The 14029-nt window shown below is 61.5% G+C and carries 12 protein-coding genes; all 12 read left to right on the top strand.

All coding sequences use genetic code 11. The features are described from left to right. The first annotated feature begins 8 nt into the window (after nt 1–8). The 12 genes from OK351_RS02690 to dnaE all read left to right on the top strand — a co-directional run bounded on the left by OK351_RS02690 (nt 9) and on the right by dnaE (nt 13978). Nucleotides 9–1244: an FtsW/RodA/SpoVE family cell cycle protein gene (locus OK351_RS02690; protein ID WP_265155811.1), complete on the top strand. Its 1236-nt coding sequence runs from the start codon at nt 9–11 to the stop codon at nt 1242–1244. Nucleotides 1245–1342: 98 nt separating this feature from the next. After that, nucleotides 1343–2470: an undecaprenyldiphospho-muramoylpentapeptide beta-N-acetylglucosaminyltransferase gene (murG, locus tag OK351_RS02695; protein WP_265155812.1), complete on the top strand. Its 1128-nt coding sequence runs from the start codon at nt 1343–1345 to the stop codon at nt 2468–2470. Continuing rightward, on the top strand, nt 2470–3873 hold the full coding sequence (gene murC / locus OK351_RS02700) for a UDP-N-acetylmuramate--L-alanine ligase (RefSeq protein ID WP_265155813.1): 1404 nt from the start codon (nt 2470–2472) through the stop codon (nt 3871–3873). The genes murG and murC overlap by 1 nt, the downstream gene beginning before the upstream one ends. Nucleotides 3874–3886: 13 nt before the next feature. Beyond that, the gene (locus OK351_RS02705; protein ID WP_265155814.1) at nt 3887–4621 is read left to right on the top strand and encodes a cell division protein FtsQ/DivIB; all 735 of its coding nucleotides are present in this window, start codon (nt 3887–3889) and stop codon (nt 4619–4621) included. Nucleotides 4622–4843: 222 nt separating this feature from the next. Further along, the gene (gene ftsZ / locus OK351_RS02710) at nt 4844–6028 is read left to right on the top strand and encodes a cell division protein FtsZ (RefSeq protein ID WP_265155815.1); all 1185 of its coding nucleotides are present in this window, start codon (nt 4844–4846) and stop codon (nt 6026–6028) included. Nucleotides 6029–6050: 22 nt separating this feature from the next. Next, nucleotides 6051–6773 (top strand): peptidoglycan editing factor PgeF, encoded by a 723-nt coding sequence (pgeF, locus tag OK351_RS02715; RefSeq protein WP_265155816.1) that lies wholly within the window; start codon nt 6051–6053, stop codon nt 6771–6773. 121 nt (nt 6774–6894) lie between these two features. After that, the gene (locus tag OK351_RS02720; RefSeq protein WP_265155817.1) at nt 6895–7446 is read left to right on the top strand and encodes a cell division protein SepF; all 552 of its coding nucleotides are present in this window, start codon (nt 6895–6897) and stop codon (nt 7444–7446) included. 24 nt (nt 7447–7470) lie between these two features. Beyond that, the gene (locus OK351_RS02725) at nt 7471–7767 is read left to right on the top strand and encodes a YggT family protein (protein WP_265155818.1); all 297 of its coding nucleotides are present in this window, start codon (nt 7471–7473) and stop codon (nt 7765–7767) included. A gap of 222 nt (nt 7768–7989) precedes the next feature. After that, nucleotides 7990–8724 carry a DivIVA domain-containing protein gene (locus tag OK351_RS02730; RefSeq protein WP_265155819.1) on the top strand — a complete coding sequence of 245 codons (735 nt, stop codon included), beginning with the start codon at nt 7990–7992 and terminating at the stop codon, nt 8722–8724. A gap of 107 nt (nt 8725–8831) precedes the next feature. Beyond that, nucleotides 8832–9386: a signal peptidase II gene (gene lspA, locus OK351_RS02735; RefSeq protein WP_265155820.1), complete on the top strand. Its 555-nt coding sequence runs from the start codon at nt 8832–8834 to the stop codon at nt 9384–9386. Next, nucleotides 9383–10330: an RluA family pseudouridine synthase gene (locus OK351_RS02740; RefSeq protein WP_265155821.1), complete on the top strand. Its 948-nt coding sequence runs from the start codon at nt 9383–9385 to the stop codon at nt 10328–10330. The genes lspA and OK351_RS02740 overlap by 4 nt, the downstream gene beginning before the upstream one ends. A gap of 84 nt (nt 10331–10414) precedes the next feature. Further along, nucleotides 10415–13978 (top strand): DNA polymerase III subunit alpha, encoded by a 3564-nt coding sequence (gene dnaE, locus OK351_RS02745; RefSeq protein WP_265155822.1) that lies wholly within the window; start codon nt 10415–10417, stop codon nt 13976–13978. The last annotated feature ends 51 nt before the right edge of the window (nt 13979–14029 follow it).

Here is a 14029-nt window from a genome sequence, read left to right on the forward strand (position 1 = left end):
AGGAACGGATGAACAAACGCACCGGCAAACCTCGTAGCCGCTCCGACTCGAAAACCCCCTTGCTCAAACGCATGTTCAGCAGCCTGGAAAACGGCGGCGGCGGTAGCGCCTCGGTCGATTACACCCTGGTGCTGGTCTGCACCATCGTGCTGGCGGTCTTCGGGGTGCTGATGGTCCAGTCCTCTGCCTCGGTCGAGGCGATCGCCCGTGGGCGCGATGGATTCACCGTGGCGTTGAACCAGGCGGCGCTGGCCGGCGTGGGGATCGTGCTGATGCTGTGCATGCAGTTCCTGAAACCTGCGACCCTGCGCAAACTGGCCGTGCCTGCCATCCTGCTGGCACTGGCCACGCTGGCGGCGGTGGCATTCACGCCGCTGGGTTATGCCGTGTTGGGCAACCGGAACTGGATGCATATTGGAAGTTTCCGCATCCAGCCCAGCGAGTTCGCGAAACTGGCGCTGGCCGTGTACTGCGCTTTCATCCTGGAGAAGAAACAGGCGCTGCTGCACGACTGGAAGCACATCATCATCCCTGCCTTTCTCCCGATGGGCGGCGGGGTGCTGCTGCTGGTTCTGGTGGGCCGCGATGTGGGTACCGCACTGGTGCTCATCCTGATCCTGGCCACCGCCATGTTCCTGGCCGGGCTGCGCATGAAGTACCTGCTGGCCTTCGGTGCCACGGGGCTGGTGGCGGTGGCCGGGCTGGTGGCGATGTCCAGCAATCGCCGGGCGCGTATCCTGGCCTGGCTGGGGATCGACTGCGGCACCCAGGATGCTCTGTGCTACCAGGCCAATATGGGTATCCAGGCCTTCGCCTCGGGCGGCTGGTTCGGGGTGGGGCCGGGGCAGTCGAGGATGAAATGGTCCTACGTGCCCGAGGCCCAGAACGACTTCATTTTCTCCATCCTGGGCGAGGAATTCGGGTTCATCGGGGTATTGCTGGTGCTGGTACTCTTCGGGCTACTGGCCCTGGCCATGTACCGGATCGCGATGCGTGCCACCGACCTGTATACGCGGATCCTGATGGCCTGCCTGATGAGCTGGATCGTCGGGCAGTCCTTCATCAACCTGGGTACAGTCAGCGGCCTGCTGCCGGTCATCGGCGTTCCGCTGCCGTTCATTTCCTCCGGCGGTTCGGCCATGCTCGCGGTCACCTTGGCCATGGGCTACGTCCTGTGCTCCGCGCGCGACCAGAAACGCGCCGCGGCCAAGCAACCCGTGACCGGGACAAACACGGCAGAATAGAACCCATACGCTTGGGGGATCCAAACGCGTGCCCTGGCCCGGGGACGGGTGGCACGGCGAGGACCCCACCATCTAGGACAAGGAGTCAGTCCAGCATCATGAGCGAGCCCATCCGATTGGTTGTCGCCGGCGGGGGAACCGCCGGCCACATCTCACCCATGCTTGCGATTGCCGATGCCATCGTGGCGCAGCAACCGCAGGCGCAGATTACCGCGCTGGGTACTGCGCAGGGACTGGAAACCCGGCTGGTGCCCGAAGCCGGGTACAAACTGGAACTGATTCCCAAGGTCCCCATGCCGCGCAGCATTTCCTTGGATATGTTCAAGTTCCCCTTCGCGTTCATCAAGGCAGTGCGCGAATCCACGAGGGTCCTGCGACAGGAAAAGGCGCAGGGACTGATCGGGGTCGGCGGTTATGTGTGCACTCCGGCCTATCTCGCCGCCAAGCGGATGGGATTGCCGATCTTCGTCCACGAAGCCAACTCGGTGGCCGGACTGGCCAACAAGATCGGCGCCAAACACGCCAAGGTCGTGGCCACCACCTTCACGCAGACCGGGCTGCCCAACGCGGAACAGATCGGCATGCCCATGCGCAGCCATGTTGCCACCATGGACCGCGCTGCCCTGCGCGATGAGGCGCGTGCCTACTTCGGGATAACCGGGCAGGAACCATTGCTGGTGGTCACCGGAGGTTCCTCCGGCGCGCTGAGCATCAACAAGGCGATCCAGGCCAGTCTGCCGGTCCTGGCCGAGGCCGGAATCCACACAGTGCACATCACCGGCCGAGGTAAACCGGTACTTGACGACCAGGGCCGGCCGCTGGCCGCCGCGGGATACACCCAGGTTGAATACGTGGATCGGATGGACTACGCGTATGCCGCAGCAGATCTGATGATCTGCCGTTCCGGCGCCGGGACCGTATGCGAGCTGGCCGTGGCCGCGGTGCCCTCCATCCTCGTTCCGTTGCCGATCGGCAACGGGGAACAAAAACGCAACGCCCGCGAGCTGGTTGCGGCCGGCGGGGCCCTGCTGGTCGAGGACAGGGACTTCACACTGGACTATGTCACGCAAACTGTGGTGCCATTGCTGGGCAACCGGCCTAGACTCGAACAGATGTCCCTCGCGGCAGCCAGCCAGGGGAGGTCGGATGCCGCCGAGGTCATGGCGCGCAAGGTGATTGGCCAATTCGCCGCAGGCAACCGGGCGAGTACTGAGGAAGGTAAGTAATGGCGGAGCAAGCGCAGGACAAGATCAGCGAACTGGGCAACGTGCACCTGCTGGGCATCGGAGGCGTTGGTGTTTCCGCGGTCGCTCGGCTGTTGCTGGACCACGGGCTCACCGTTTCCGGCACCGATGCCAAGGACCTGCCGGTCCTGGATGAGTTGCGTGCCCGCGGTGCCCGGGTGAACGTGGGCTACGCTGCCGGGAACCTCATGGACGCCGACACGGTGATCATCTCCTCGATCATCAAACCAGGTAACCCCGAATACGATGAAGCCCTCGCCCGTGGCCTGCGTATCCTGCACCGTTCCGAGGGACTGGCGGCGGCCATGGAAGGACACCATGCGATCACCGTGGCCGGAACCCACGGCAAGACCACAACTACCGCATTGACCGCGCACATGCTGCGCAGCGTCGGAGCCAGCCCGAGCTTTGCCGTCGGCGCCAACATCGCCAGCCTGGGTGTCAACGCGGAACTGGGCCAGGGATCGATCTTCGTGGCCGAAGCCGACGAATCCGACGGTTCCTTCCTGAACTACCGTCCCGATGTCATCACGGTCACCAACATCGAGGCGGATCACCTGGACCATTACGGCACCGCCGAGGCTGTGCACCAGGCGTTTGTGGACTTCGCCCGGCTGCTGCCCGAGGACGGGTTGCTCATCTGCTGTGCCGATGATCCAGGAGCCGCCGACCTGGTCCGCCAGATGCGCCGCGAACGCCCCGAAGTGCGGGTACAGACCTACGGGTTCTCCGACTGGGCTGACCGCCGGCTAGGCAATGCGCGCCCGGAAGGGGACCGTTTCGTGGCTACCGTCGAGTGGGGAAGCGGTGAGAGCCGCGAGCTGAATCTGGGGATCCCCGGCGAGCATAACCTTCTCAACGCGACCGCCGCACTGGCCGTGGGCCTGCATGTGGGCCTGGACGCGGACGAGGCCTTGGAAGCCCTGGGCAGCTTCACCGGTGCGGCCCGCCGTTTCGAATTCAAGGGCGAAGTCGCCTCCATCAGGGTTTTCGACGACTACGCCCACCACCCGACCGAGGTGACTGCGGCGTTGCGCGCCGGACGGGCCGTGGTCGATCAGGGTCAGTTGCATGTGGTTTTCCAGCCGCACCTGTTCAGCCGGACCTACGAGTTCTACCGGCAATTCGCCGAAGCGCTGTCGCTGGCCGACACGGTCAGCGTCCTGGACATCTATGCGGCGCGTGAGAATCCGATCGACGGGGTGAGCAGTGCGTTGATTGCAGACCGTGTCGCCGTGCCCTGTGCCGTGCTGGACAACGAACAGGCGGTCAGCCGGGTGGTCGAATCGGCGGCCCCCGGGGATGTGATCATGACCATCGGTGCCGGCGATGTGACCCACCTGGGGCCACGGATCGTCGAAGCCCTTGAAACCCACCAGCGCTAAGGCAGGATCAGTTGTGACTGAAACGGCGAAGGTCCTGCCGCTTCCCGAAAGTCCGGAACGCAAACGCCGCAAGCTCATCCTGATCATCACCGGCTCGGTGGTGCTGCTGAGCCTGGCTGCGGTATTGGTGCTGAGTTTCACCCCGTTGCTCGCCGCGAAGCATGTGCAGGTCACCGGGACCACCCTGGTGGACGGGGAACAGCTGGGTGAACGGCTTGCGGTACTCGAAGGAACCCCACTGCCACGGATTTCCGAGTCCATGGTGCAGGACCTGGTGGGGGAGCAGCCTGCCATCGACGAGCTGGTGGTCAGGGCCCAGATGCCCGATACCCTGGTGGTCGAGGTGATCGAGGCCGAGCCGGTGGCCATCCTGGTTGACGGCGAGGCCCGTCACCTGGTGTCTTCCGATGGGCGAAAGCTCAAGAACCTGGGTGAGGACGAGGAGTACAAGCTTCCCACCATCGCGGCCTCCGAACGGACCGAGGATCCCGAAGCCTTCCAGCTGCTGACCGGGATCCTCAGCACGATCGATACCGAGGTCATCGAACAGATCTCCTCGGCGACTTTGACCCAGGCGGATTTCGTGGAGTTGGCCCTGCCCAAGAAACGCTCCCTGATCTGGGGGGACGAGAACAAACCCGCACTGAAGAACCAGGTGGCCAAGATCTTCCTTGAGGAACTGGACAGCTCGGAGAACCCTCCGAAGGTCATCGACATCTCCAATCCGGAAAACCCGGTTACGTATTAACTGGCGCGCCGTGGGTGTGGGAGAAGCAACTTGGCCGAAAATTCTGGAAAGATGGAACGTAGTAGAGACGACACGCCCCCAAGCGGTCGTTGCACAAAACCGGTTCGACTCATAGCGTTCTAAATAGCGATAGCTTGACAGAAGCTGAACCTTAAGGCTAAGGGTGAAGGTTTCGCGCTGGTTTCGTGATTCATGTAGCACAACTAACAAGGGAAGCGGGACGTGGCAGCTCCACAGAATTACCTCGCGGTCATTAAAGTCGTCGGCATCGGCGGTGGCGGTGTAAACGCAGTCAATCGAATGATCGAAGTCGGATTGAAGGGCGTTGAATTCATCGCCATCAATACCGATGCCCAAGCCCTGCTAATGAGCGATGCCGACGTCAAGCTTGACGTGGGTCGCGAACTGACCCGCGGACTTGGCGCAGGTGCCAACCCGGATGTCGGACGCCAAGCGGCAGAAGATCATGTAGAAGAGATCGAGGACGTCCTTCGCGGGGCGGACATGGTCTTCGTTACCGCTGGCGAAGGCGGTGGCACCGGTACCGGTGGTGCGCCGGTTGTCGCCCGCATCGCCCGGTCGCTCGGGGCGCTGACCATTGGTGTGGTCACCCGCCCATTCACCTTCGAAGGTCGCCGTCGCGCCAACTCCGCCGAAGCTGGCATCGAGGCGCTGCGCGATGAAGTCGACACCCTGATCGTCATTCCGAATGACCGTCTGCTTTCCATCTCCGATCGCAATGTCTCGGTTCTGGATGCCTTCCGCCAGGCCGACCAGGTGTTGCTCTCCGGCGTCCAGGGCATCACCGACCTGATCACCACCTCCGGACTGATCAACCTCGACTTCGCGGACGTCAAGTCCGTGATGCAGGGTGCCGGTTCGGCGTTGATGGGCATTGGCTCGGCCCGCGGTGAAGACCGCGCGGTCAAGGCTGCCGAACTGGCGATCGCCTCACCGTTGCTCGAAGCCTCCATTGACGGCGCACACGGCGTGCTGCTGTCAATTCAGGGCGGTTCGGATCTCGGCCTGTTCGAAATCAATGAAGCCGCTCGGCTGGTCCAGGAAGTGGCGCACCCCGAAGCCAACATCATCTTCGGCGCCGTCATCGACGACGCCCTGGGTGACGAGGCGCGTGTCACCGTGATTGCCGCTGGTTTCGACTCCGTCGACGCCACCAGCAAGCCGATGGCCAAGCTGCCGGCACAGTCCATCACCACACCGCCGGCCGTGGAACCCGCGGCCGCGTCAGCATCGGCCAAGCCAGCCGAGAAACCCGCTGCCGCCACGGTGACCGAGAACAAGCCGGCCGAGGAATCGTCCCGGGACTTCCAGGACCTTCCCGACGTTGTCGACTCGGATCTGAACGGATCCAACGATGACCTGGACGTACCGGACTTCCTGAAGTAGTCCGCCAGGGACTGTCAAAGCAGTGCTACATTACGCATCGAACCTCGATCCGCAGATTCACTTGGCGTTCACGACGCAGGCGGAGGGAAACCTCGCCTTGCACGTGAATGATGACCCGTACACGGTACGGGAGCATCGCGCCAGGCTCGAAGAGCGGATCGGGGTTCCTCGCTTTTCCCTGAACTTCATGCACCAGGTCCACTCGGCCCAGGTCCGCGAAGTTGCGACAATGCCTGGGCAGGATCCGGCGGAGCAGACGGCCCCGACCTGTGACGGGTTGATCAGCGCCACCGCAGCCGAACCACTGGCCGTGATGGTCGCCGATTGCTTGCCGGTGCTCTTCGTGGGGCGTAACCGCAGCACCGGGGTATCCTCCACGGCGGCGGTCCACGCCGGGCGTCGGGGACTACTAGACGGAATCCTGGTGGAAACCGTCCGGCAATTCCGGCGGCTCGGGGCCGAGGAGATCGAGGCGGTGATCGGTCCGGCGATCTGCGGTTCCTGTTACGAGGTCCCCGAATCGATGCGTGTGCAGTCCGAGGCGGCGCTGCCCGGGATCTCCAGTACCACCAGCTGGGGTACCCCGGCATTGGATCTTCCCAGGGCCGCCGAAAAGCAACTGGCCGACCTGGGTGTCACGGTCCGCCTCAGCGGGCAATGCACACTGGAGAACCAGGGGTATTTTTCCTACCGGCGCGATCCGGAGAGTGGACGTTTTGCCGGAGTTATCTGGAAGAACCACTAGCTGCTGCGACACACCAAAGTCTCGGCACAGATTTACTGCGCTAGCCGAATCCAGTGCGGTAGCGTCGAATTAGCGGAATCATGCACTTGGGCTTGCATGTACGGGAATAAAGGAGATTATCGTGGCTGACGGACTACGTAAAGCAATGGTCTATTTAGGCTTGGCTGATGCAGTCGAGCACGAAGAGACTCCACAACAGAAACCGGAGCAGCGGGCTCAGGTACGGGTGGTCGAGGACGAAACCCCCCAGCGGCCTGCAGAATCGGTGCGCCCGATCCCGGCAGCCAAAGCCACGATTCCGCAATCAGATCATTACGAACAGGAAACCGAGTACCGTGCTCCTGTTACTCCCATCAAGCGTGCCCCTTCGGTGAGGGATGAGGATTCCGAATTGCGTCAGATAACAACCGTGCACCCTCGTTCTTACAATGATGCAAAAATCATTGGCGAGAATTTCCGTGACGGTATCCCGGTGATCATGAACGTCACCGATATGGGTGAGACCGATGCCAAACGACTGGTCGACTTCTCTGCCGGCCTGGTCTTCGCGCTTCACGGTTCCATTGAACGCGTCACCAACAAGGTGTTCCTTCTCTCACCGGCTACCGTAGAGGTACTGGGGGAGGACCGCAAGCAGTCCGAGGCCCAGGCTACCTTCTTCAACCAGAGCTAGCTGCCAAGGAGCGAGCGCACGACGATGCTATTCGGGATTCTTTATCTCGCGCTGAGCATTCTGCAAATTCTGCTGTTAATGCGGATTGTGTTGGATGTTACTGAAAGTTTTGCACGGCACTGGCGCCCCAAGGGGATCGCTTTGGTCGCTGCAACGGTAATTGTGACCATTACCGATCCGCCGCTCCGCTGGCTGCGGCGTCGGATAAAGCCGCTTGACTTGGGTGGCTTGCGCTTGGACATGTCCTTCTTGGTACTGTTCATCGTGGTGATGATTGCAAAGCTAATCGTGGGAAACCTCGGTTATCAAGTTGGAATCTAGGTTCCAGGTTTCGGGCGACAGGACTGCCCGGCACTGATTGAGCCGGTAAATCCGACAGTAAAAGACACGGCCACTGATCAGCATTTCGTGTTTAGTGACCGAAACGTTATATCCTTTAGAAAATGGTGCTTCGACTTCGCCGGTCGTAGTATTGAATAACGGTAAGTGTTTCGCAGGGCAACCTAGGTCGTGCGGAAGAGATCCCAGTATTGAGGTGACCCAATGGCTTTGACGCCAGAAGACGTAGTCAATAAGCGGTTTCAGCCGACCAAGTTCCGCGAAGGCTACGATCAGGATGAGGTAGATGACTTCCTCGACGAGATCGTCGTGGAGTTACGTCGCCTGAACGCTGAAAACGACGAACTTCGCAGCCGCCTGGCGGCGCTGGGCGAGGACGTGTCCTCCGCCAAGGAGCAGTCCGTACCGGCGCCGGTCGCGGCTGCACCTGCTGCCAAGCCGGCAGAGGAAAAGAAGGCCGAAGCTCCTGCCGCCAAGCCGGCAGAGGAAAAGAAGGCCGAGACCCCTGCCGCCAAGCCGGCGGAGAAGAAGGCCGAAGCACCAGCTGCCAAGCCTGCTGTTGAGAAGAAGCCTGAAGCACCCAAGGCCGCTCCGGCAGCCGAGGCACCAGGTCGTACCGATACCGCCGAGTCGGCGGCCAACGTCCTGGCCATGGCTCAGCGACTGCATGACGAGTACGTTGCTTCCGGTGTGGAACAGCGTGACAAGATCATTGCCGATGCCAAGACCGAAGCGACCACCATGGTCACCGAGGCAGAGGAGAAGAGCCGCAAGACCCTCTCCGCCCTGGAACAGCAGAAGTCGGTACTGGAGCGCAAGCTCGAGCAGTTGCGCGGTTTCGAGCGCGACTACCGTGCACGCCTGAAGACCTACATCGAAGGTCAGTTGCGCGACCTCGAGTCGCAGGCCTCGATCGACAGCACTACCAAGAACGGCTAACCGAACCGGTTTGCTGGCTTGAACAGTTAGTCAGTACAGTCAGTGGTGGTGACCGGACATCCGGTCACCACCACTGACGTTTAAAACACGTAATCAAAAGGGTGTACATGGAAGACAACACTGGAGCGGAACGCCCCACCACGGCCAAACGCTTTCTCGGATTGAGCTTCGGGATCGCGCTGGTGGCACTGGTGCTGGACCAGGCAAGCAAGCTCTATGTCGAATCCAACATGGAACTGGGGGAGTCCTTCCCGGTTATTCCAGGACTCCTGAATATCCACTACATCCTCAACCCCGGAGCCGCGTTTTCCATCGGCGAGAATTTCACCATCATCTTCACCTTGCTGCAGGCCGCAGTGGTTGTCTATGTGAGTTACCTGCTGATACGCAAGGTCCGTACCCTGTCCTGGGCCATCACCCTGGGCGCATTGCTTGGCGGGGTGGCGGGCAACCTCGTTGACCGGATCTTCCGCGATCCCGGCTTGGGGTTCGGGCATGTCGTTGACATGATCGCAGTGCCGCGCTTTGCGATTTTCAATGTAGCCGATTCCTTCATCGTCTGTTCCATGATCACGGTGGCCATCCTCCTGATTCGCAATATCAATCTGGACGGCACCAAATCCGTGCCAGCCAAACGCACCGGGCAGGACAACGACAAATGAGCGCGGACCGTCCGGCGGCAATCCACGAACTGGACGTGCCTGAGGCGGCGGCCGGCAACCGCAGCGACACCTTTATCGCCCGCGCCTTGCAGATCCCGCGCTCCGAGGCCGCCGCATTGTGCAAGGGCGGTCTGGTTCTGCTCAACGGGAAGAAGCTGGCCAAATCGGTCAAGCTCAGGACCGCCGACCGGCTGATTGTTGATCTGCCGGCCCGCGAGGATCCACTGAAAGTTAGGGTAGAGATCGTGGAAGATCTGCAGATCATTGCCGATGACGAGGACTTCGTGGTCATCAACAAGCCCGTGGGTGTTGCCGCCCACCCTTCGCCGGGATGGGTTGGGCCAACCGTGGTCGGTGCTCTGGCCGCCACCGGTTACAACATCTCCACCTCGGGGGCCCCGGAACGCCAGGGCATCGTGCACCGCCTGGATGTCGGAACGAGCGGGTTGATGGTCGTGGCCAAGACCGAGCGCGCGTATACCGAACTGAAAAGGGCGTTCAAGGAACGGACCCCGAAAAAGACCTATCACGCAGTGGTGCAGGGGTTGCCCGACCCGCTCGAAGGCACCATCGACGCCCCCATCGGTCGGCATCCGGGCTACGAATGGAAATTCGCCGTCCTGGACGGGGGGCGCGATTCGGTGACCCACTACAAGGTCGAAGAGGCCTTCGGGCGGGCCAGTCTGGTGGAGGTCGAACTCGAAACGGGCCGGACCCACCAGATACGTGTGCACTTCTCCGCCTTCGGGCACCCGTGCGCCGGTGACCAGACCTATGGGGCTGATCCGAACTTGGCAGCCGCGCTGGGCTTGACCCGCCAGTGGCTCCACGCCTATCGGCTGGGCTTCACGCACCCCGCCACCGGGGAATGGGTCGAGTTCGTCAGCGAGTATCCCGCGGACCTGGCCGGGGCATTGGAGTTGTTGCGCGAAGGCGCCTACTAGCGTATCCCCTGCCCGGATCCGGGTGTGTGCTTCCCAACCGTGCCCGACCCAGCCAGCCCAGCCACCGAGGGCTAGACTGGATGGGTGAGTGCAACACGTGACGGATTCGTACATCTACATACCCATACCGAATACTCGATGCTGGACGGCGCGGCGCGCCTGGGAGAGTTATTCGAAGAGGCCAATCGTCAAGGTATGGAAGCCATGGCGATCACCGACCACGGCTACCTCTTCGGCGCCTTCGACTTCTGGCGTCAGGCCACCGGTGCAGGTATCAAACCGATCATCGGCGTCGAAGCCTATGTCACTCCGGGCACGGCCCGTGACGACAAGCAGCGCGTGAAGTGGCGGACCGAGGAAAAGCAAAAAGGCGACGACGTTTCCGGTGGTGGCCTATACACCCACATGACGTTGCTGTCCTACAACAACGAGGGGATGAACAACCTCTTCAAGGGGTGCTCCCTGGCATCGCTGGACTCCGTTTTCGGTAAGTACCCGCGCTGGGACCGCGAACTGCTCAATACGTATTCCCATGGGCTGATCGCCACCACCGGGTGCCCCTCGGGGGAAGTGCAGACGAAACTTCGGCTGGGCCAGTACGAGGAAGCCAAGGCCGCCGCAGCCGAGTTCCAGGATATCTTCGGTAAGGAAAACTACTTCTGCGAGATCATGGACCACGGGTTGGAGATCGAAAAACGGATCACCAAGGACCTGTTGCGCCTCGCCAGGGAACTTCAGATCCCCTTGCTGGCTACCAACGACCTGCATTACACCCATGAATCCGATGCGAAGTCCCACGAAGCGCTGCTGGCAATCAACTCCGGGTCAACCCTCGATGAACCGACCTACGACCAAGGCGGGAAGCGTTTCGCGTTCTCCGGATCGGGTTACTATCTCAAAAGTGCCCGCGAAATGCGCGATCTGTTCCGCGAACTGCCCGAAGCCTGCGATAACACCCTCTTGATTGCCGAACGGGCCGAGGTTTCCTTCGACACGAACGCCAACTACATGCCCAAGTTCCCTTGCCCGGAAGGGGAAGACGAGACCAGCTGGCTGATCAAGGAAGTCGACAGCGGGCTGCACTACCGTTACCCGGACGGTATCCCGGAGGACGTTCGCCGGCAGGCGGACTACGAACTGGATGTCATCATCAAGATGGGGTTCCCCGGCTACTTCCTGGTGGTGGCCGACTTCATCAACTGGTCCAAGGACAACGGGATCCGCGTCGGGCCCGGACGTGGCTCCGGTGCCGGTTCCATGGTGGCCTATGCCATGAGGATTACCGACCTCGACCCGTTGCAGCACGGTTTGATCTTCGAACGCTTCCTGAACCCGGAGCGCGTGTCCATGCCCGACTTCGACGTCGACTTCGATGATCGTCGCCGTCCGGAGGTGATCAAGTACGTCACCGAAAAATACGGGGATGAGCGCGTCTCCATGATCGTGACCTATGGCTCGATCAAGACCAAGCAGGCGCTGAAGGACTCCTCGCGGGTGCTCGGTTACCCGTTTTCCATGGGTGAGACCCTCACCAAGGCGTTGCCGCCAGCGGTCATGGCCAAGGATATTCCGTTGAACGATATCGAGAACCCGAAAGCCAAGCGCTACTCGGAAGCCGCGGACTTCCGCAACCTGGTCGCCAACGACCCGGAGGCCGCCAGGGTCTTCGAGACCGCCAAGGGGCTGGAAGGCCTGAAACGCCAGTGGGGTGTACACGCCGCGGGTGTGATCATGAGCTCGGATCCGATCATCGATGTTATCCCGATCATGCGGCGTATCCAGGACGGCCAGGTGATCACCCAGTTCGACTACCCGACCTGTGAAGGCCTGGGCTTGATCAAGATGGACTTCCTGGGGCTGCGAAACCTCACCATCATTTCGGATGCGATCGAGAACATTCGGGCGAATACCGGCGACGAACTGGACCTGGAAACCCTCGGACTGGATGACCCGGGAGCCTATGAGCTCTTGGCCCGCGGTGACACCCTTGGGGTGTTCCAGCTCGATGGCGGTCCCATGCGGTCGCTGCTGAAACTGATGAAGCCGGATAACTTCGAAGACATCTCGGCCGTGATCGCGTTGTACCGCCCGGGACCGATGGGTGCAAACTCGCATAACAACTATGCATTGCGCAAAACCGGACTGCAGGAAGTCACCCCGATCCATCCGGAGCTCGAAGAACCGCTGGCGGACATCCTTGGCGGTACGTTCGGCCTGATCGTGTACCAGGAACAGGTGATGGCGATCGCGCAGAAACTGGCCGGCTATTCGCTGGGCCAGGCAGATATCCTGCGACGTGCCATGGGCAAGAAGAAGAAGGAGGAACTGGATAAGCAGTTCGCCGGCTTCAAGCAGGGGATGAATGACAACGGGTACTCCGATGAAGCGGTCAATACCCTGTGGGCCATCCTGCTACCGTTCTCCGACTACGCGTTTAACAAGGCCCACTCCGCGGCCTATGGCGTCATCTCCTACTGGACCGCCTACCTCAAGGAGCATTACACCTCCGAGTACATGGCGGCGCTGCTCACCTCGGTAGGTGACGACAAGGACAAGCTGGCGATGTACCTCAATGAATGCCGCCGCATCGGCATCACCGTGCTGCCACCGGATGTCAACGAATCCGCACTGACCTTCACCCCGGTGGGCAAGGATATCCGCTTCGGCATGGGGGCGGTGCGCAATGTCGGTGCCCATGTGGTGGACGGTATGGTCGAAGCCCGCACCGAAAAGGGCAGCTACACGGACTTCAGCGACTTCCTGCGCAAGGTCCCGGCCGTGGTGTGCAACAAGCGCACCATCGAATCGATGATCAAGGCAGGGGCCTTCGACTCGCTGGGGCACCCGCGGCGTGCGTTGGTCGCGGTCCACGAAGAGGCCGTCGACTCGGTGATCCAGCTCAAGCGCAATGAGGCGGCCAACCAGTTCGACCTGTTCAGCGCCCTGGGGGCCGAGGACAGCGACGCGTCGATGAGCGTGAGCATCCCCGACCTGCCGGACTGGGACAAGAAGGAAAAGCTCGGGTACGAGCGGGAAATGCTCGGGCTCTACGTTTCGGACCACCCGTTGCAGGGACTGGGGCAGGCGCTGGAACAGTACGCCGACATGTCCGTCACCCATGTGATCTCCGACGACGGACCCTCCGATGGTCATATCATTTCGATTGCTGGAATGATCAATGGCCTGCAACGACGCATCGCGAAGAAGAGCGGGAACCCGTACGCCCGCTGCGAAGTCGAGGACCTCTCCGGCTCCATGGAGGTGATGTTCTTCGGAGCTGCCTACCAACCCATCGCCGAGGTGCTGGCCGATGACCTGATTGTGGTCATCAAGGGTCGGGTGCAGCGGCGCGATGACGGCTCGATCACCCTGAACGCCCAGGAAATGATGATCCCCGAGCTCTCGGACGCCACCGGCACCGGGCCCGTGGTCATCGCCATCCCGACACATAAGGCCACTGAATCGCTGGTCGCACAGCTGGGGGATGTGTTGCGCACTCACCGGGGCAACACCGAAGTGCGGGTCAAGCTTTCCGGATCACGTGGCACGTCGTTGATGCGTTTGGGCATGAACTACCGGGTGAACCCGAATCCGGCCCTTTTCGGGGACCTGAAGGTGCTGTTGGGGCCGACCTGCCTGGACGTCTAGCTCGTGGATCCGCGACCCGGTGCGGTAACCATTACCGTGCCGGGGCGCCTC

It is taken from the genome of Glutamicibacter sp. MNS18 (genome assembly GCF_026107515.2).
Taxonomy (GTDB): domain Bacteria; phylum Actinomycetota; class Actinomycetes; order Actinomycetales; family Micrococcaceae; genus Glutamicibacter.

Excerpts from the sequence above, each read along its gene's own strand:
- OK351_RS02730 (WP_265155819.1), top strand. The coding sequence starts at position 7,990 with ATGGCTTTGACGCCAGAAGACGTAGTCAATAAGCGGTTTCAGCCGACC.
- murG (WP_265155812.1), top strand. The coding sequence starts at position 1,343 with ATGAGCGAGCCCATCCGATTGGTTGTCGCCGGCGGGGGAACCGCCGGC.
- OK351_RS02725 (WP_265155818.1), top strand. The coding sequence starts at position 7,471 with ATGCTATTCGGGATTCTTTATCTCGCGCTGAGCATTCTGCAAATTCTG.
- lspA (WP_265155820.1), top strand. The coding sequence starts at position 8,832 with ATGGAAGACAACACTGGAGCGGAACGCCCCACCACGGCCAAACGCTTT.
- OK351_RS02690 (WP_265155811.1), top strand. The coding sequence starts at position 9 with ATGAACAAACGCACCGGCAAACCTCGTAGCCGCTCCGACTCGAAAACC.
- murC (WP_265155813.1), top strand. The coding sequence starts at position 2,470 with ATGGCGGAGCAAGCGCAGGACAAGATCAGCGAACTGGGCAACGTGCAC.
- OK351_RS02740 (WP_265155821.1), top strand. The coding sequence starts at position 9,383 with ATGAGCGCGGACCGTCCGGCGGCAATCCACGAACTGGACGTGCCTGAG.